Origin of the sequence: Mesonia mobilis DSM 19841 (assembly GCF_000423405.1) — a bacterium.
GTDB classification, from domain to species: domain Bacteria; phylum Bacteroidota; class Bacteroidia; order Flavobacteriales; family Flavobacteriaceae; genus Mesonia; species Mesonia mobilis.
Window position 1 is genome coordinate 14,761 of the sequence record NZ_AUHX01000007.1, and the last position, 19,232, is coordinate 33,992.

Below are 19,232 nucleotides of genomic sequence, written 5' to 3' on the forward strand. Positions count from 1 at the left end.
TTATTTCTTAAGATACGATGCGATATTAACGTTAAAGACTGTACTAAAAAATGACAATCATCAGCTTTCAGAAAAAATCTTAAGCTTCTATATTGATCACTTTTTCGATTTGCGGAGCATACTTTTTAATCGTCATCTCTACTCCAGATTTTAGCGTCATTTGGTTTACGCTACAACCTACGCAAGCGCCTTCTAATCGTACTCGAACTACATTGGCTTGTTCGTCGATCTCTATTAAAGAAATATCACCTCCGTCGTTTTTTAAAAACGGACGAATTTCTTCTAAGGCTTTCTCTACGTTTTGCTTTAAGTCTTTGCTAATCGTCGTCATATCTCTATTTTTTTACGGCACTACAACCAGCCATAGTAGTAATTTTTATAGCTTCTGTAGGCGGAATATTTTCGTTTCTTCTTACAGTTTCTTGCACCACATTTTTAGTGATCTCTTCCATTGCATTTGCAATTGGCGTATCGTTTTGTAAAGCTGCCGGGCGACCAATATCGCCTGCTTCTCGAATACTTTGCACTAACGGAAGTTCTCCTAAAAACGGAATCTCTATGTCTTCTGCTAAATTTCTAGCTCCTTTTTCACCAAAAATGTAATATTTATTTTCTGGTAATTCTGCCGGAGTAAAGTACGCCATATTTTCTATAATACCTAATACGGGCACATTTATACTTTCTTGCTGAAACATCGCTACTCCTTTTTTAGCATCTGCCAAAGCCACGTTTTGCGGTGTACTCACGATCACCGAACCGGTAATTGGTAAAGATTGCATGATCGAAAGGTGAATATCCCCTGTTCCCGGAGGTAGATCGATCAATAAGAAATCGAGCTCTCCCCAATCGGCATCAAAAATCATTTGATTTAAGGCTTTTGCTGCCATTGGTCCACGCCAAATTACGGCTTGGCTAGGTTTGGTAAAGAAACCGATCGATAAAATTTTAACGCCGTAATTTTCTACGGGTTTCATTTTCGATTTTCCATCGACAGTTACTGAAAGTGGTCGTTCTCTTTCTACATCGAACATAATGGTTGCAGAAGGCCCGTAAATATCGGCGTCTAACAAACCTACTTTAAAACCCATTTTAGAAAGGGTAACCGCTAAATTTGCAGTTACGGTAGATTTACCAACGCCTCCTTTACCAGAAGCTACAGCAACGATATTTTTAATTCCCGGAATGGGTTTTCCTTTAATTTCTGGAGCTTTCTTTTGCGGCGCATCTACTTTTACATTCACTTTTACTTTTGCTTTTTCGTAAACGTGTTCGTGAATAGCCTTCATCACATCGACTTCAGCTCTTTTTTTAATGTGCATCGCAGGAGTTGCTAAGGTTAAATCTACCTCTACTTCATCTCCAAAAATATTGACGTTTTTTACCACGCCACTTTCTATCATATTTTGACCTTCCCCAGAAACACTAATGGTTTCTAAGGCTTTTAAAATCTCTTTTTTATCTAATTTCATATAAAATGAGTCGTATTTTTTATGAATTCTTAATTAGAATTATTCTAAAATGCAAATATACGGGTTAAGTGCGTAATTAAGAAGACGATTGATTGAATTTCTTGATGCTATGTATAAGCCTTTTCGATTTAAGTTGAAGTAGTTTCCGGTTCCCAAAAAACAGATTTAAAATCTTGAATTTGATCGTCTTCAACTTTTATTCCTTCACTTTCTAATAATTGCTGCATCAAGTGAGTTCCCGCAAAATGATGTTTACCGGTAAGTACTCCTTTTCTGTTCACTACCCGATGCGCAGGAACATCTTCACGCTCGCTGGCGCCATTCATGGCATATCCTACCATTCTGGCACTTTTTGCGGCACCAATGGCTTTGGCAATTGCACCGTAAGTGGTAACCCGACCGTACGGAATCTGTTTTGCAACCTCATAAACTCTTTCAAAAAAATTGGAAGAATTGGTCATGAAAAAGGTTTAAAAATTCGGATAAGTGTAATCACAACAAGCACGAACATAAGTCCTGCCATAAAATAATTAGAATATTTACTGAAAGATTGGGTATGTTTTTCAATTTTGGTAAAACCTGCTACATAACCATAAAGAGTTACAAACGTTCCCAGACAAGCTGCGGAAGCAAAAATTACCATATCGACCGTATCGTACTTTGCATTTTCTGGCGCAAAAGCAGTACTGAGCGCTACAAAATAAGGAATAGGAAAAACATTAAAAACAGCAATGGTTAAACCTTTTAAGTAACTCTTGCCGGCTTTGCTCTTTTTGGCGGTGTTTATTTTTTTATTCTTCTTGGCCTGAATAAAGAAAAACACCATTAAAATTAAAAAGACAACCAAGCCAACGCGCAACAACATCTTATTTACATAAGGATGACCTAAAATGTATTTTGATAAAAGAATTGCTAGAAAAGATTGAATCAACACGATGGTTGAAGCTCCCAGCGCTACAAAAACGCCACTGCGCTTACCTCTTTCTACACAAGATTTCGCGACGGTCATATTTACCAAGCCCGGAGGAATCACACCACCTAGCGCTGCTAAAAATGTAAATAAAAAGAGTTTAGATTCTTCCAAAAGCGATTACTTTACACGAAACTTAATGTACGTTATTTTTTTATTTTCTTCAAGATACTGATTTTCATAGAAAGTTTGAATACCAACAACCTCTTCAGGTGAATATTCATTTTTATAAACATCGTGATTTGCGTGTAAAATCTCGTGACCTTCACCGTGTAAAAGCCCCAAAGTATAACCGTGCATAAATTCGCTATCGGTTTTTAAATTTACCACTCCGTCTGGTTTCAATATCTTTTTGTATTTCTGAAGAAACTCGGTATTGGTTAATCTGTGTTTGGTTCGTTTGTATTTAATTTGAGGGTCTGGGAAGGTGATCCAGATTTCATCGACTTCATTTTCAGCAAAAATAAGATCAATCAATTCTATCTGCGTTCTTAAGAAACCTACATTATTCATCTCTTCTTCGACTGCGGTTTTAGCGCCACGCCAAAAACGAGCTCCTTTAATATCGATCCCTAAAAAGTTATTTTCAGGATACATTTTTGCTAAACCAACACTATATTCTCCTTTACCGCAACCCAATTCTAAAACTATAGGTAAGTCGTTTTTAAAGAATTCTTTTGCCCACTTTCCTTTCAAATGAAATTCTTTATTTGTAATTTCTTCTCGGGTAGGCTGGATGACATTCGAAAATGTTTCGTTTTCCTTAAAACGCTTTAATTTATTTTTACTTCCCACAGGTGTTATTTAATATTTTGGTAAAATTAAATAAAATAAAGCAGAGCCTAATAAAGTTATTTTTGATTATGCCGAAAAAAAAGATTTTAGTTGCTCCGTTAAACTGGGGATTGGGTCACGCCACGCGATGCATACCCGTTATTAAAGCTCTTGAAGCGAATGATTTTGAACCTATTATTGCTTCTGATGGTGCTGCACTTTCGTTGCTGAAAAAAGAATTTCCATATTTGAAGTTTTACGAATTACCTTCTTACGATATTCGTTACGCCAGAAAAGGCTTCTTTTTTAAATCGAAAATACTACTCAAAAGTTTTAAGATCTCGCAAACTATTGCTGAAGAACGTAAAGCGACTCTTGAAATTTATGCTCAAGAAGGTTTAAGCGGAATAATCTCTGACAATCGTCTTGGCGTGAATTGCAAGTTTGTGCCTTCGGTTTTTATGACGCATCAATTGAATGTGCTTACAGGAAATACGACTTACTTTAGCTCTAAATTGCATCAGCATTACATTAAAAAGTTTAAAGAATGCTGGGTTCCCGATGTGGAAGGCTCGCCAAATTTAAGCGGAAAACTAGGTCATTTAAAAGACAAGCATCATTTCAACTTAAAATATATTGGTCCGCTAAGTAGGTTATCGCAAAAAGATTCACCTAGCATTTATAATTTAATGGTCATCTTATCTGGACCTGAACCTCAACGTACGTTGTTAGAAGAAAAATTGTTACACGAATTAAAAGATTATGACAAAAAAGTGATTTTTATTCGTGGTGTGATGGAAGATGTTCAAACCAAAGAAACACAAGGCAATCTAACGATCTACAACTTTTTAACCGGAGAAGAATTAGAAAATGCTTTTAACCAAAGTGAAACCGTTCTTTCCCGTTCGGGTTACACGACGCTGATGGATTTAGCAAAGCTGAAGAAAAAGGCTTTTTTTATACCTACACCAGGACAAACGGAACAGGTTTATCTTGCTAAAAGACTTCAAGAGAAAGGAATTGCGCCATCTTGCAAGCAGCATCAATTCAGCTTAAAAAAATTAGAAGAGATTAAACTTTATAAAGGTTTAAGCTTTGACAGCGGCGTTTTTGAGTGGCGTGACATGTTTTCCCTTTTCTAAGGTGAAAGAAAACTCACTCCCTACTCCAAAATCACTTTCAACATAAATTTTTTCGTGATGTGCTTCTAAAATATGCTTCACAATAGAAAGCCCTAAACCAGAACCTCCTTCTTTTCGTGAACCACTTTTATCGACTCGGTAAAAACGCTCAAAAAGTCTCGGAATGTTTTTTTGCTCGATACCTTCTCCATTATCGGTAATTCTTACGATCACTTTGTTTTTGATAAGATCTTCAATACTTACTTCGGTCGTACCTCCAGATTTCCCGTATTTAATAGAGTTGACCACTAAATTGGTAACTACCTGCTGAATTTTATCTTTATCGGCATAGACAAAAATAGGATCATCATAATCGATATCGAAGGTTAGCGAAATATTCTTTTTATGGGCTTTCATCTCTAATAGATCGAAAACACTTTCAACCAATTCAACAATATCAAATTCTTCTTCGACTAAATGCAGGTCGCCGGTTTCTAATTTGGTGATCATATCTAGATCTTTCACAATATAGATAAGACGATCTAGGCCTTTGCTTGCTCGATCTAAATATTTATCTCGAACCTTCTTGTCTTTTATAGCGCCATCGATAAGCGTTAAGATATAACCTTGAACGGTAAAAAGTGGTGTTTTTAACTCGTGCGAAACATTACCCATAAATTCTTTACGGTAGTTCTCTCGTATTTTTAGGGTTTCGATTTCGAGTTTTTTTCCTTCAGCAAACTTTTCAACTTCGCGTTTTAGCGTAGCCATATCTGTCGTAACTTGTTGTTCTTGTAAGGATGAAGAATCTAACAAAGAAACATTATCGTAAACTGCTTTTACTCGTTTATAAATAAAATGCTCGATACGAAGCTGAATAATTAAGAATGCAAAGCAATAAACCGTTACCGCAAAACCTAACACGTAAGGCAGCGAAAACTCTGAAAATAAAACCTCATGTACAGCTAAAAGTATAGTTGTAAATATGGTAATGAATAGTGATGTATAGAATGCAAATTTGTATGAACGCTTAAACTCCTTCCCCATTAAATTACGAACTTGTAACCTACTCCTTTTACGGTTTTAAATTTTTTATCTCCTATTTTCTCACGAAGTTTTCTAATGTGAACATCGATGGTACGACCGCCTACAACCACTTCGTTACCCCATACCTTGTTTAAAATATCTTCACGTTTAAAGACTTTACCAGGATTTGAGGCAAGTAAAGATAGTAATTCAAACTCTTTTCTTGGCAAGATAATTTCTTCTTTACCTTTTAAGATTTTGTATTCGTCTCTATTAATGGTTAACTCACCAATAGTCGTGATATTTTCTTCACCTTCTTCGGCTTTTAATCTTCTTAAAAGAGCTTTCACTTTACTAATAAGAAGTTTCGGCTTAATTGGTTTGGTAATATAATCGTCGGCGCCGGCATCGAAACCAGCTACTTGAGAATAATCTTCACCTCTTGCGGTTAAAAACGTAATAATAGTATTTTGTAACTCCGGAATTTTTCTGATTTGCTCACAAGCTTCAATCCCATCCATTTCTGGCATCATTACATCTAAAATGATTAGGTCTGGCTTTTTCTTTTTTGCCAATTTCACAGCTTTAATTCCGTTTTCTGCTGTGATCACTTGGTAACCTTCAGAAGATAAATTGTAACCAACAATTTCTAGAATATCTGGCTCATCATCTACCAATAGAATTGTAATGTCTTGTTTTTCCATAATAAAAAGGTACTATTTAGTTGGCGGTAAAAGTAAAGATAATATTAAAATCTCTAAGTTAACAAATCTTCCAGATAGATAACATTAATAACAATTTCGTAACACTCGCCCAGAGCATTCTTAACAAACCTGTAACATCTATCTTTTACTCCTTAGCTTCCTTTGCAACGAAAAGAAAACGAATACATGAAAACTATTTTTAACATTTTAATTTGCCTAGTATCAGCCGCTTCCTTCGCGCAAGGAACAGGCTCTATTTCCGGATTATTAACCGATAAAGAAACCGGAGACCAACCCCTACCTTTTGCTAACGTGACTATTAAAGGAACCACAAAAGGAACAACCACAGATTTTGATGGTTTATATCAAATCGAAAACATTGAACCGGGAACTTACACCCTTGTTTTTAGCTTCGTAGGTTACGAAACACTTGAAGTACCTAATGTAAAAGTTACTGCAAACAAAGTAACTGAAGTGAATACCGGCCTCGGAGCTAGTGCAGCTGCTTTAGATGAAGTACTAATTAAAACAGTAGTTGCAAGAGAATCAGAAACAGCTTTACTATTAGAACAGAAAAAAGCTGTTGAAATGAAACAGTCTATAGGATCTCAAGAGTTAGCAAAAAAAGGAGTTTCAGATGCTTCTACAGCAGTCGCAAAAACTTCTGGAATTTCTAAACAAGAAGGTTCTAAAAACATATATGTAAGAGGTTTAGGAGACAGATACAACAGCACATATTTGAATGGCTTGCCTATACCGTCTAACGATCCTTTATACAAAAATATTGACTTAGGAATATTTTCAACTGATATTATTGAAGCCATTGATATTGACAAAACCTATGTAACAAGAAACTATGGAGATTTTGGCGGTGCAAGTATTAATATATCTTCTAAAGATTATCGAGGTGATGGCTTTTTTGAAGTTAAAGTTGGTACAGGTGTAAATATGAACGCGATCGATGTAGAAACTTTTAAGCAACAGGATGGTCCTAATTTCTCTGGATTTTATAACCAAAACCCTCCTAAAAACGCTTTAAATGGTTATAATTTTGATACAAGTTGGGAATTAACTGAGAGATCTCCAATTAATACGAATCTTGGTTTAACCGGTGGTAAATCGTTTGATTTAGGTGAAGAAAGCAGGCTAAGCCTCTTTGGTCATGCTTCTTTTGGAAATGATTTCACCTATAAGGAGGGTGTTGCTCGTGGTGGAGTATCTACTCAAGGAATAGCTAGAAAAGATTTTGATTTTGAGTCTTATGACTATTCAACTGGTAGTACATTTATGCTTAATTCTGTATATAAAATTAACAACCGTCACAAGATTAATTATAATGGTTTATATATCAACTCTACCTCTCAAGAACATGATGAATATTATGGAACTATTGATATTTTTGATGAAGCAGCAAATGGTGGTGGTATTGTAAGAAGATCTACATTTGGAAGAACACAGTTGTTAGTTAACCAACTTTTAGGAGAACATGAATTAAAAGATAATTTTAATATCGATTGGGGAGTTACCTACAACAAACTCGTAGATGATATTCCAGATCGAATGCAAAATACGTTAAGACCTATTAATGATGAAGGAGATTTAAGTATCAAAACTTTATCTGAACTTTCTGATGCCAATAACCACCGTTACTACCAAAACTTAACGGAAGATGAAATCGCCGGAAGATTAAGTGCAAGTTTAGATTTTGCTAAAGACAAAGAAAATAACTATAAAGGTAAAGTAACGGCAGGTTACCAAATGCGCTCAAAGAAAAGTGATTTCGAAGCAACTCAATACAATTTCAGGCTAAGAAATTATAATGACCCTAACGATTTCCCTGTTGTTGATTTTAATAATTTAGATAATTTTTTCACGCAAGAAAACTTCAACCAAAATCTTTTTGACATTAGAACTTTATTTGGAGGAAGCAGTGAAAGACCAGAAACTTACAATGGAGAATTAACCATACACGCTAGCTTTGCCAACTTTCAGTATCAATTCTCAAAACTTACGCTTATTGCAGGTATAAGAGCAGAATTAATAGAACAAAACATTAATTGGGTAACTGCAATTGATCCCGTTGGAGGAAATAATGAGTTAAAAGAAGAGCAAATCTTACCAAGCTTATCTTTGAAATACGAATTGAACCAAAAAAACAACTTAAAGTTTGCCGCAAGCAAAACTTATACTTTACCTCAATTTGTAGAAAGAGCTCCTTTTCAATATAACGATGTAACCAAAACTAGATTTGGTAACCCAGATCTGTATTCTTCTACTAACTATAATGTAGATTTAAAATGGGAATTTTTCCCTAACAAAAGCGAGTTAATATCTTTTGGAGTATTTGGTAAAATTATAGAAAACCCAATAAATGAAGTAACCATTGCATCTGCCACTAACGATATTTCATGGGTTAACTCTGGAGATCAAGCTACAGGAATAGGTGCTGAATTAGAAGTAAGAAAAGATATTTTCAGTATTGAAAAGGGCGAAAACAATCTAAAACAAAATTTAAGTTTCGGTACAAACATATCTTACTTAAATACAAACCAAGATTTTAATCAAGAAAAAGTAAGCGACGAAACTAATTATAGTGTTCAGTTTACAGAAGAAGAAGGTCCTCTAACTGGAGCATCTGATTGGCTAGTAAATGCTGATATTACATTTACAAACGAATTTTCTGAAAACGCAGATCTTATGGCAACTGTTGCCGCCAACTATTTCTCAGAAAGATTTTACGCAATTGGTAATAATAACCGTGGAGGTTTAGCAGATAATGATGTATTTATGTTAGACTTTATAGTAAAAGCTAATTTAACCAAAAATTTTGGGTTAGGCATTGCTGCTAAAAATCTATTAGACCCTACAATAGAGCAATACCAACAAATTCAAGATGTAACGGTAGAATCCTATAGAAAAGGTAGAACCTTTAGCTTCTCTGCAACCTATAAATTCTAAAACATCAAGTTAATTTAATGTTAAGCAGCATCCTCTTTGGATGCTGCTTTTTTAATGATTAGTTAAAGATTACGTAAAACGAAATACATAGATATATCGTTCATTTGCTTCAACAAAATTTAAAAAACTAAAATTCAAAAAAATGAAAAAATTCTTTCTTTCAGTTTTTACATTAAGCGCATTAATGTTTGCTTCTTGTTCTGATGACGACGACAACACAAATGATGATGATGGAGGATCTGGTATAACTATTGATCCTAATGATTTCCAATTAACTATTAATGGTGATGTAGAATTAGACAATGCATTTACTTATAACCTTACAGGTCCAGTTATTGTTTCTGATGGTGCTTCTTTAACAATTCCTGAAGGTACTGTGATCGAAGCTACCGGCGGAACATCTGCATACATTGCTGTTGCACAAGGAGGTGAAATTTTTATTAATGGTGAATCTGACAATCCAGTAATTATGACTTCTGGTGAGGCTGCTCCTGCTCCTGGTGATTGGGGTGGTTTAGTTGTTTGTGGTAAAGCTCCTACCAACAAAGGTGGTAGCGGTGGACAAACAGCTACTTCAGAAGTTGCAGATTTAACTTACGGTGGTTCTGAGGTTAATGATAATTCTGGTTCTATCCGTTACTTAAGAATTGAGTACACTGGTGCTGAATTTAGTGGAGACAAACAATTTAATGGTCTTTCTTTATTCGGTGTTGGTAAAGGTACTACAGTAGAATATGTACAATCTTTTGACGGTCGTGATGATGGTATCGAATTCTTCGGAGGTACTGTAGATGGTAAATACTTAGTTTCAACTGGTAGTGGTGATGATTCAATTGACTTCGCTGACGGTTGGGCAGGTACAGGATCTTATTGGTACATTAGCGGTGGAGCTAAAGCTGGTATCGAAGGTTCTAACAATGGTGATGACGGCGCTGCAACTCCGATGACTAACGCTACTTTAGAAAATATTTCTATCGTTGGTCCTGGTAGCGAAGGTGGAATGTATATTAAAGAAGGTGGCGGAATGTGGTCTGCTTCTAATATCTACATCGAAGGTTTCGAAAAAGGGATTTACATTAAATCTGCTACTGATGATCCTGAAGCTAACGCAAGAGTAGCTGCTGGAGATATTACATTTGACAATATTCAATTCGAAACTGTTGATCAAATGACAGATTATGTAGGTTCAACTGATTTTATTACCGAAGGTAACAATAATGGTGCTGGTAACGGTGCTGACATGCCAGATTGGGCACAAGGTTGGACAAGACAATAATTCAATTAGCCAATAATTTCTAAAGCCGCTCTTAAGAGCGGCTTTTATCTTTTAAATAAAAGTTAATTCTAACTAGATATTAATAATTTCATTGAACTACTTATAAGGTTTCGTTATATTTGCAAAACACATTAAATAATTTATTATGAAGAAAATTACTTTATTATTTACCTTTATGATTTCTATGATTTCATTAGGTCAAACACCAATTATTACAATGATTTCAGATGGAGACTGCTTTGGTGGAACTCCTAAAGTCGTTGAAATTTATGCACAAGGAACTGTTGATTTTTCAAATTACTCATTACAAAAATCAACAAATGGAGGTGATTTTGGTTCTAACTTCAACCTTAGCGACTTGGGTACTGCAACAGATGAGTTCGTTTATATCTACAGAGATGGAGAAACAGAGGGAGGATCTTCAATTTTTGCCGCAGAATACCCATCAGCATCAAATACTTTCGCTACAACATCAGATGCTGTTAATTTTAATGGTGATGATGCTATTAGATTAGTTTTAGATAGTGACTCTTCTGTAATCGATCAATATGGAAACGAAGAGGATGGAACTGGAACACCTTGGGAATATAAAGATGGCTATGCTAAAAGAAATAACGGCACTACCCCTAACGGAACGTTTGTAGTTACAGACTGGACATTTAACAACGGTGCCTTAAACGAAGAGGGTAATTGCCAGAGTGGAACTAACTTTGAAGATATTATAAACCTCGGAACCTACGAAGCAACAAATCAAGGTGGTGATGCTGCTTTACTTATAACTGCTCCAGCAGATAATATGACATATTCTCCAAACACTTCGGAAGTAACAGTTGAATTTGCAATTTCAAACTTTACAATTTCTTCAAGCGCAACAGAAGCAAATGGTGATGGTTACGTACAATACAGTACTGATAATGGGGCAACATATATCAACAAGTTTGATGCAGAAGATATAGTATTAGCAGATTTAGATGCTGGCGATTATACTGTAATGATCCAATTAGTAGATAACAATGGTGATGCTTTAGACCCTGCTATCGAAGATATGGTATCATTTTCAATTGCGATGGCAACTCAAGTAACTTCTATTACTGAATTAAGAGCAGATGTAGAAACAAACGGTGTTGGTTCTTATTACGAAATCACAGGAAACTCTTTAGTAACTTGGACGGATGGTTACAACAATAGAAGATGGATCCAAGACGAAACTGTTTCTGGAATTTTAATTTTTGATCAAGATGAGGTTATCGCTGGCGATGCTTATACTGCCGGAGATATGGTTTCAGGTTTAGTTGGTTATACTGTAGACTACAATGGTGTTTTACAATTTGTACCTTCAGAAGATGCAGGAACAGTTGAGTCTTCAGAAAACACAGTTGCTCCACAGGTAATCACCGTTGCAGAATTTGCAACCAACTATGAAGATTATGAGTCTGAGTATATTGCTTTTGAAAATGTAACTATTAACGATTCAGATGAAGAAGATGCAGATGGTACTTTTCAAACGGGAACAAACTACCCAGTTGTTAGCGGTACTGACGAAACTGAAATGAGAACAGATTTTTATGGTGCAGATTATATTGGTGAAATGATTCCTTCAGCTCCAACTACGATTACTGCAGTTGCTGGAGAGTTTAACGGTAACCACCAAGTTTTCGCTACCAACGTAGATGCTACTTTAGCTGCAGATAACTTTACTGCTTCTACGTTTACACTTTACCCTAACCCAACTTCTAATGGTGCTGTTGCAATCCAGACAGAAACTAGTGGAGCGGTAAATGTTGAAATTTACAACTTGTTAGGTAAAAGAGCTTTAACTGCTAAAAACGTGAACGGCAACCTTAACGTTTCTACATTAAACGCTGGTGTTTACTTAGTAAAAGTGACTCAAAACGGAGTTTCTTCGACTAAAAAATTAATTGTAAAATAAGTTTCCAAGCATTAATATTAGAAGCGCCCCATGGAGGGCGCTTTTTTTATTTTCTTATTTTTGCTGAAATTTTACGATCCCATGAAATTAGAAGAACAAATTTTCAATATTCAAAATGAAGCTGACTTTTTAAAAGTGAGTCTTCAGGTTTTTCAATTTCAATATCAACATAATAAAGTATATCGCAAGTTTTGTGATTTACTGAATACAAAACCTCAACAGGTAACTAGTTTAGAAGAAATTCCGTTTTTACCAATTGAATTCTTTAAAACTCATCGAGTGCTTTCTTCCGCAGAAAAAATTGAAGAAACATTTACTAGTAGCGGTACTACCGGAAATCTTACCAGCAAACATCTGGTAACCGATTTAAAACTGTACGAACAAAGCTTTATCAATGCTTTTGAAGGTTTTTACGGGCCGATCGAAGATTATGTAACCTTAGCTTTATTACCTGCCTATTTAGAGCGCAAAGGCTCTTCATTAATTTATATGGCTAACTATTTTATCGAACATAGTAAACACCCTGAAAGCGGTTTTTATTTAGATGAATTAGATCAGCTTGCGTCGCTTCTGCTTCAACTGGAAAAAGAAAAGAAAAAAGTACTGCTTATCGGAGTTTCGTTTGCCTTATTAGATTTAGTAGAACAACATCAATTCAGTTTAAAAAATACGGTCATTATGGAAACCGGCGGAATGAAAGGTCGCCGAAAAGAAATGATTCGAAAAGAACTTCATCAAATTTTAAAGGAAGGATTTGGCGTTGAAAAAATTCATTCTGAATACGGAATGACCGAACTGCTTTCTCAAGCTTATTCTCAAGGCGACGGCATTTTTAATTGCCCAAAACATATGAACATCTTACTCCGCGATACCGAAGATGCTCTTTCTTATGTTGAAGATGGTAAAACCGGCGGAATCAATGTGATCGATCTGGCAAACCTAAATTCTTGCTCATTTATCGCCACTCAAGACCTCGGAAAAAAAATTAACACAAATGCCTACGAAATACTGGGAAGGTTTGATAACAGTGACATTAGAGGCTGTAATCTGATGGTCTTATAACCTAACATTCGTTATTTTTATGTTAAGTTGAAATTTATCTGTAATTAAACAGCATTTACTTCGTCTTATTAAGTGCTAAGATGAAGTTTTTTCATAATAGATTGGTTAGTTATTTAGAAAGCCCGGTGTGATGACCGGGCTTTCGCTTTTTTATGAGGTAAGGAAAATTTATACCGCTTTAATAATGTACGTATTTTTCTTCCCTTTATTGATGATTACATATTTACCGTTAATTAAATCTGCTTCAGTAATTGCGTAATCTTCTTTTACTTTTTCTTTATTTACAGATACAGAATTTGCTTTTAAAGCTCTTCTTGCTTCCCCGTTGCTTGGTAAAAAATCGGTTTCAGCAGCAAGCGCCCCGATCATATCTAAACCGGCAACGATCTTAGCTTTTTCAACTTCTGCTTGTGGTACGCCATCAAAAACATCTAAGAAGGTTTTTTCATCTAAACCTTTTAAATCTTCTGCAGTACTCTTACCAAACAATACATTCGAAGCTTTAATAGCATTTTCCAAATCTTCTTTAGAATGTACCATTTCTGTAAGTTCTTCTGCTAAAAGTTTTTGTAACAGACGAGCGTGTGGAGCTTCGTTATGCTCTGCGATCAAGCTTTCAATTTCTTGTTTTTCAATAAAAGTGAAAATCTTAATAAACTTTTCTGCATCTTCATCACTGGTATTGATCCAATATTGGTAAAATTTGTAAGGTGAAGTTTTCTCTGGGTCTAACCATACGTTACCACCTTCAGATTTACCAAATTTACTTCCGTCTGCTTTCGTGATTAATGGTGAAGTTAATGCGAAACCTTTACCGCCGCCAATTCGACGAATTAATTCTGTTCCGGTAGTAATATTTCCCCACTGGTCGCTACCTCCCATTTGTAAGGTACAATTTGCAGCTCTATATAAGTGAAGAAAATCGTAACCTTGTACCAATTGGTAGGTAAATTCGGTAAAACTCATTCCTTCATTAGCTTCTGAAGAAAGACGTTTTTTCACAGAGTCTTTCGCCATCATATAATTTACGGTAATATGCTTCCCAACATCTCTAATAAATTCTAAGAACGAGAAATCTTTCAACCAATCGTAATTATTCACCAAAACAGCTCCGTTTTGTTCTTTTCCGGAGAAATCTAAAAACTTAGAAAGTTGTTGTTTTACTCCGTTTTGATTTTTACGAAGGGTTTCTTCATCTAACAAATTACGCTCTTGCGATTTTCCGGTAGGGTCGCCAATCATTCCTGTAGCTCCGCCAATAAGCGCGTAAGGTTTATGACCACATCGTTGAAAATGCGCCAATACCATAATAGGCACCAAACTACCAATGTGTAAAGAATCTGAAGTAGGATCGAAACCAATATAGGCAGAACGCATCGCTTCTTGTAAATGCTCTTCGGTTCCCGGCATTACATCGTGTAACATTCCTCTCCACTGTAACTCTTCAACAAAATTTTTGGCCATTTTTTTAGGTCTTTACAATTATTCTTTTTGATTTTGAATTAAAATTGAATCTGAAAAAAATCTTTACTCAAAATTCAACTTTACTTACGAATTGACAAAGATAGGAGAAACTAAAAATTTTCCTATTCCTAAAAGCTTGAAACTATTTAAATTTTATCTTTACACTATGATTTTAGTAACAGGCGCGACCGGTTTAGTAGGTTCTCATCTTTTGGTTGAATTACTTCAGCAAGATGAAAAAATTAGGGCTTTATACCGAACCGAAGAAAAAATTAAAGCCACCCAAGAAATTATCAAGTTTAAATTAGGAGATAATGCCGAGCAACTTTTTTCTAAAATCGAATGGGTACAAACCGATATTACTCGTATTCCTGAATTAGAAGATGCTTTTAATAACATTGAATACGTTTACCATTGCGCCGGTTATATTTCTTACAATCCCAAAGACTACAAACTTCTTCGAAAAATAAATATTGAAGGAACCGCGAATGTGGTGAATATTGCGTTGAGTAAAAACATTAAAAAGTTTTGCCACGTAAGTTCGATCGCAGCTTTAGGAAGTGAACTTAACCAAAAAAAAATCACAGAAAGTTCTCCGCGAAACAACGAAGCTGAACACGATAATTATTCGATCTCTAAATACGGAGCAGAAATGGAAGTTTGGCGTGCCGCACAAGAGGGTTTACCGGTAGTCATCGTAAATCCCGGAGTAATTATTGGCGCCGGAAATTTTAATACCGGTAGCGGAAAGTTATTTAGCAAAGTAAACAAAAACCTTTCTTACTATCCTCCTTTGGTAACCGGTTTTGTAGCTGTTGAAGATGTTGCAAAATCCATGCTGAAGCTCATGAAAAGTGATATTGTGAACGAACGTTTTATTCTCGTTTCAGAAAATAGTTCATTTAAAGAAGTTCTTGCAGAAATTGCTCAAGCCTTAGGAAAACCAATCCCTAAAAAACAATTACAGCCTTGGATGGTTTTTATAGGTTGGTTGGTACAATATATAGGAAGAAAAATCTTCAACACCAATCAAGAAATTACCAAAAACTCTATTAAAGGAGCTTTTGGAAAATCTTATTATGATCATTCTTTAATTAAAGAAAAGATCGATTTTGAGTTTACCTCGATCAAAAAATCTATTGAAGAAACCGCAATTTATTTTAAGAAAGTGAATTAAGATTGCGGCTTAATAAGCATTCTACCAGAAGAAGAATCTCTTTTTTTATTTACTTCTAGAGATCTGATTTTATCTTCTTTCTTCTTCGCACGTTCTGCTTTTTCTTCTTCACGTTCTTGATCGACCAACGAGTCTAGCACATTTTTTTCATTTTCTAAGCGCGCTCTTACACTATCGTAAATTCTTTCGTTGGTTTTAAAATCTTCAGCGTAATATTCACTGCTTTTTACAAATTGTAAACTATCAATTTTATATTTTTTGAAAATGAGCTCTTTAGTACTTACTTCTCTCTTTTCATATTCAATTGAAGAAAAACTTTCTGCCGCATCTAACTTTAAAAGATCGGTGAGCACATCGATCATTTTATCTTCAGCGATTAGATTTTCTGGTTTTTCAGCGTGATCTACGCTTTGGCAAGCTGCAAAAACGAGCAAGATAAATGTGAAAAGTATGTAAGCTGCTTTTTTCATTATCGATTAAAAGTTAAACGTTCTGCATTTTTAACGTCTAAAACCTTAAAGTTCTTATATACCAATTTACCATTTACAAACGTATGCGTAATGCGTGATCTAAAAGTTGTTTTCTCGAACGGAGACCAACCACATTTGTAAAGAATATTGTCTTTTTGTACCGTCCAAGGTGCATTAAGATCTACCAAGACTAAATCTGCTTTGTAGCCTTCTTTAATATAACCACGCTTTTCAATTTCAAAAAGTATAGCGGGGTTATGACACATTTTTTCAACAATTTTCTCTAAAGAAATTTTTCCGCGGTGGTAAAATTCTAACATTGCCGGTAAAGCGTGTTGTACTAACGGTCCGCCACTTGGTGCTTTGGTGTACACATTATTCTTTTCTTCTTTGGTATGCGGTGCGTGATCGGTAGCGATCACATCTAACTTATCGTCTAATAAACCTTGCAATAAAGCTTCTTGATCTTTCTTGGTTTTTACCGCAGGATTCCATTTAATATGTGTTCCCTTTTCGTTGTATTGTTCATTATTAAACCATAAATGATGAATACAAACTTCTGCCGTGATCTTTTTATCTTTTAAAGGAATTTTATTGGTAAAAAGACTTAATTCTTTTGCTGTTGAAAGATGAAAAACATGTAGTCTAGCTCCCGTTTTCTTGGCAAGCGCTACCGCTTTTGAAGAAGAGATGTAACAAGCTTCTTCACTTCTAATTTCCGGATGATAAATAATCGGGATATCGTCGCCAAATTCTTCTTTATACTTGGCTAAGTTATTTTTAATAGTCTCTTCATCTTCGCAATGCGCAACGACCATTAACGGCGAGTTTTTAAAGATTTGCTCTAAAACCTTTTCATCGTCGACCAACATATTTCCTGTAGAAGAACCTAAAAACAGTTTTAAGGCTGCGGTGGTTTTAGGATCTACTTTTTTAATTTCTTCTAAATTATCGTTCGTCCCACCAAACATAAAAGAATAATTAGCGTAAGCTTTTTCTGCAGCGATTGCGAATTTTTCATCTAACTTTTCTATCGTGGTGGTTTGTGGTACGGTATTCGGCATTTCGATAAATGAGGTGATTCCTCCGGCAATTGCGGCTTTAGAACCGTGTTCAATATCTTCTTTGTGCGTTAAACCCGGCTCTCTAAAATGAACCTGATCGTCGATAACACCCGGAAGCAAGTATTGTCCTTCAGCATCAAACACTTGTACATCTTGCGACTTAGCACTAATAATATCGGCTACTTCTACAATAGTATCATTTTCAATGTAAACATCTCCTTCAAACACTTTTCCTTCGTTAACGATGTTTGCATTTTTAATTAAAATCTTTTTCATATCTCTTTGCCAAATAAACTTTTTAACTTCATTTTTATTACTCCAAAAACTGCTTCAGAAATAATATTACTACTCAATTTCGACTCACCTCTTGTTCGGTCTGTAAAGATAACAGGAACTTCTATAATATTAAATTTATAGAGGTAAGCTTTAAATTTCATTTCTATTTGAAACGCATAACCTACAAATTGTATCGTATCTAAATTTATTCGTTCTAAAACCTTTCTACGATAGCAAACAAAACCTGCGGTAGTATCTTGTATTTGCATTCTGGTAATGAACTTTACGTATTTTGATGCAAAATAAGACATCAAAACGCGGTTCATAGGCCAGTTTACCACATTTACGCCTTTTACATAACGAGAACCAATAGCAACGTCTGCCTTTTGCTTCACACAAGCATTATACAAACGTATTAAATCGTTAGGATTGTGAGAAAAATCTGCATCCATCTCGAAAATAAAATCATAATCTCTCGCTAATGCCCATTTAAAACCGTGAATATAAGCGGTACCTAATCCAGATTTTTCGGTTCTTACTTCTAAAAATAATTGCTCAAAAAATTCTTCTTGTAGTTCTTTAACTTTTACAGCGGTTTGGTCTGGTGAACTATCGTCGACTACCAGTATATCGAAAGACGAGCGTTGTGAAAACACGTTGCGAATAATTCGCTCAATGTTTTCAATCTCATTATAAGTAGGTATGATTACGAGTCGCCTCGACATGCTGCAATTTTTGGCAAATGTAATTATTTTTAAACTCTCCTATTTCAGAATTTTTAGCTATTTAATTTTTAAATTTGCCAAAAAGCAAAAAATTTGGAAGCTGTAACGCGTTCATTTATTTCTAACGATTGGGTAACTATAGTTTTAGTAAGTATTCTCTTGCTTATTGCTTTTTCAAAAAAATATTATGCGGAAGATTTTTTAGATTTTTCTAGAATTTATACTTCTAACAAATACTTCACTTCTCATAAAAGAACGTTATCGGTTCTTAATTTATTCAGCTTTTTATTATTTCTTGGGCAAGGTTTAATTATCGCATTAGCCATTTATTATTTTGTAAAAATTACCGGCTTTGTGAATTTTAGCCAAAAAGATTATCGATTATATATTCAAATTTTCCTTGTTTACAATGTATTAATTGCGGTAAAATACTTAATTGAAAAAATTATTGGAGAAGTTTTTGAAATTAATAAGTTGTTAGATAATTACATTTTCTACAAAATAACCTATAAGAACTTTTTGTCGCTCATTATCTTACCTCTACTAATCATGGTAATTTACGGCTGGCCTAATTCTAAAATTTTAATTTTTTCTTTCTTCATTATCTGGATTTTAGCCAACCTAATTGTGTTAATTAAATACTATAGTAACAACCAAAAGCTTGTTTTGGGTAATTGGTTTTATTTTATTTTGTACCTTTGCACACTTGAAATCGCACCGTATTTCATTTTATATAAAGTGTTTACGGGAGTCCGTTGATTTTAAG

The 19,232-nt window shown here is 34.9% G+C and carries 18 protein-coding genes; 7 read left to right on the forward strand and 11 right to left on the reverse strand.

The window, feature by feature from the left end; genetic code table 11:
• Positions 1-79: 79 nt before the first annotated feature.
• The 5 genes from G551_RS0107185 to trmB form a co-directional block, all read right to left on the reverse strand.
• A complete protein-coding gene (locus G551_RS0107185) occupies positions 80-331 on the reverse strand; it encodes a NifU family protein (RefSeq protein WP_027884924.1) in 252 nt (83 codons plus the stop codon).
• 4 nt (positions 332-335) lie between these two features.
• On the reverse strand, positions 336-1,469 hold the full coding sequence (locus G551_RS0107190; protein ID WP_027884925.1) for an Mrp/NBP35 family ATP-binding protein: 1,134 nt from the start codon (positions 1,467-1,469) through the stop codon (positions 336-338).
• 128 nt (positions 1,470-1,597) lie between these two features.
• Positions 1,598-1,930, reverse strand: coding sequence for an MGMT family protein (locus G551_RS0107195; RefSeq protein WP_027884926.1), 333 nt, complete (start codon positions 1,928-1,930; stop codon positions 1,598-1,600).
• Positions 1,927-2,553 carry a LysE family translocator gene (locus G551_RS0107200; RefSeq protein WP_027884927.1) on the reverse strand — a complete coding sequence of 209 codons (627 nt, stop codon included), beginning with the start codon at positions 2,551-2,553 and terminating at the stop codon, positions 1,927-1,929. Before G551_RS0107200 ends, G551_RS0107195 begins: the two co-directional genes overlap by 4 nt.
• Positions 2,554-2,559: 6 nt before the next feature.
• Complete coding sequence (trmB, locus tag G551_RS0107205; RefSeq protein WP_027884928.1) at positions 2,560-3,234, reverse strand: tRNA (guanosine(46)-N7)-methyltransferase TrmB; 675 nt, start codon at positions 3,232-3,234, stop codon at positions 2,560-2,562.
• Between the two features lie 68 nt (positions 3,235-3,302).
• Here trmB and G551_RS0107210 point away from each other — a divergent pair, with 68 nt between their 5' ends.
• Positions 3,303-4,355: a glycosyltransferase gene (locus G551_RS0107210; RefSeq protein ID WP_036243491.1), complete on the forward strand. Its 1,053-nt coding sequence runs from the start codon at positions 3,303-3,305 to the stop codon at positions 4,353-4,355.
• Here the strand turns inward: G551_RS0107210 and G551_RS0107215 are convergent.
• Positions 4,302-5,381, reverse strand: coding sequence for a sensor histidine kinase (locus tag G551_RS0107215; protein ID WP_027884930.1), 1,080 nt, complete (start codon positions 5,379-5,381; stop codon positions 4,302-4,304). The genes G551_RS0107210 and G551_RS0107215 overlap by 54 nt on opposite strands.
• Positions 5,381-6,064: a response regulator transcription factor gene (locus tag G551_RS0107220; RefSeq protein ID WP_027884931.1), complete on the reverse strand. Its 684-nt coding sequence runs from the start codon at positions 6,062-6,064 to the stop codon at positions 5,381-5,383. Before G551_RS0107220 ends, G551_RS0107215 begins: the two co-directional genes overlap by 1 nt.
• Before the next feature lie 186 nt (positions 6,065-6,250).
• Here G551_RS0107220 and G551_RS0107225 point away from each other — a divergent pair, with 186 nt between their 5' ends.
• From G551_RS0107225 to G551_RS0107240, 4 genes are all read left to right on the forward strand, one after another.
• Positions 6,251-9,022: a TonB-dependent receptor gene (locus G551_RS0107225; RefSeq protein ID WP_027884932.1), complete on the forward strand. Its 2,772-nt coding sequence runs from the start codon at positions 6,251-6,253 to the stop codon at positions 9,020-9,022.
• A gap of 142 nt (positions 9,023-9,164) precedes the next feature.
• Positions 9,165-10,298, forward strand: a complete 1,134-nt coding sequence (locus G551_RS0107230) for a hypothetical protein (protein WP_027884933.1) — start codon at positions 9,165-9,167, stop codon at positions 10,296-10,298.
• A 145-nt stretch (positions 10,299-10,443) separates the two neighbouring features.
• Entirely contained in the window at positions 10,444-12,228 is a 1,785-nt protein-coding gene (locus tag G551_RS0107235; protein WP_027884934.1) for a T9SS type A sorting domain-containing protein, read from the forward strand.
• Positions 12,229-12,309: 81 nt separating this feature from the next.
• A complete protein-coding gene (locus tag G551_RS0107240) occupies positions 12,310-13,290 on the forward strand; it encodes a LuxE/PaaK family acyltransferase (RefSeq protein ID WP_027884935.1) in 981 nt (326 codons plus the stop codon).
• Between the two features lie 168 nt (positions 13,291-13,458).
• Here the strand turns inward: G551_RS0107240 and tyrS are convergent, their stop codons facing one another.
• Entirely contained in the window at positions 13,459-14,754 is a 1,296-nt protein-coding gene (tyrS, locus tag G551_RS0107245; protein WP_027884936.1) for a tyrosine--tRNA ligase, read from the reverse strand.
• A gap of 166 nt (positions 14,755-14,920) precedes the next feature.
• Between tyrS and G551_RS0107250 the strand changes: the two genes are divergently transcribed.
• The gene (locus G551_RS0107250) at positions 14,921-15,931 is read left to right on the forward strand and encodes an NAD-dependent epimerase/dehydratase family protein (protein WP_027884937.1); all 1,011 of its coding nucleotides are present in this window, start codon (positions 14,921-14,923) and stop codon (positions 15,929-15,931) included.
• Here G551_RS0107250 and G551_RS0107255 read toward each other — a convergent pair.
• Genes G551_RS0107255 through G551_RS0107265 form a run of 3 tightly spaced genes read right to left on the reverse strand, consistent with a single transcriptional unit; the run spans position 15,928 to position 18,466 of the window.
• On the reverse strand, positions 15,928-16,401 hold the full coding sequence (locus tag G551_RS0107255) for a DUF4296 domain-containing protein (RefSeq protein ID WP_027884938.1): 474 nt from the start codon (positions 16,399-16,401) through the stop codon (positions 15,928-15,930). The two genes, G551_RS0107250 and G551_RS0107255, sit on opposite strands and share 4 nt — an antisense overlap.
• A complete protein-coding gene (locus G551_RS0107260) occupies positions 16,401-17,741 on the reverse strand; it encodes a dihydroorotase (protein ID WP_027884939.1) in 1,341 nt (446 codons plus the stop codon). The genes G551_RS0107255 and G551_RS0107260 overlap by 1 nt, the downstream gene beginning before the upstream one ends.
• Entirely contained in the window at positions 17,738-18,466 is a 729-nt protein-coding gene (locus G551_RS0107265; RefSeq protein WP_027884940.1) for a polyprenol monophosphomannose synthase, read from the reverse strand. The genes G551_RS0107260 and G551_RS0107265 overlap by 4 nt, the downstream gene beginning before the upstream one ends.
• 93 nt (positions 18,467-18,559) lie before the next feature.
• On the opposite strand from G551_RS0107265, the gene G551_RS0107270 reads away from it, so the two are divergent.
• Positions 18,560-19,225, forward strand: coding sequence for a DUF4271 domain-containing protein (locus G551_RS0107270; protein WP_027884941.1), 666 nt, complete (start codon positions 18,560-18,562; stop codon positions 19,223-19,225).
• Positions 19,226-19,232: the final 7 nt, after the last annotated feature.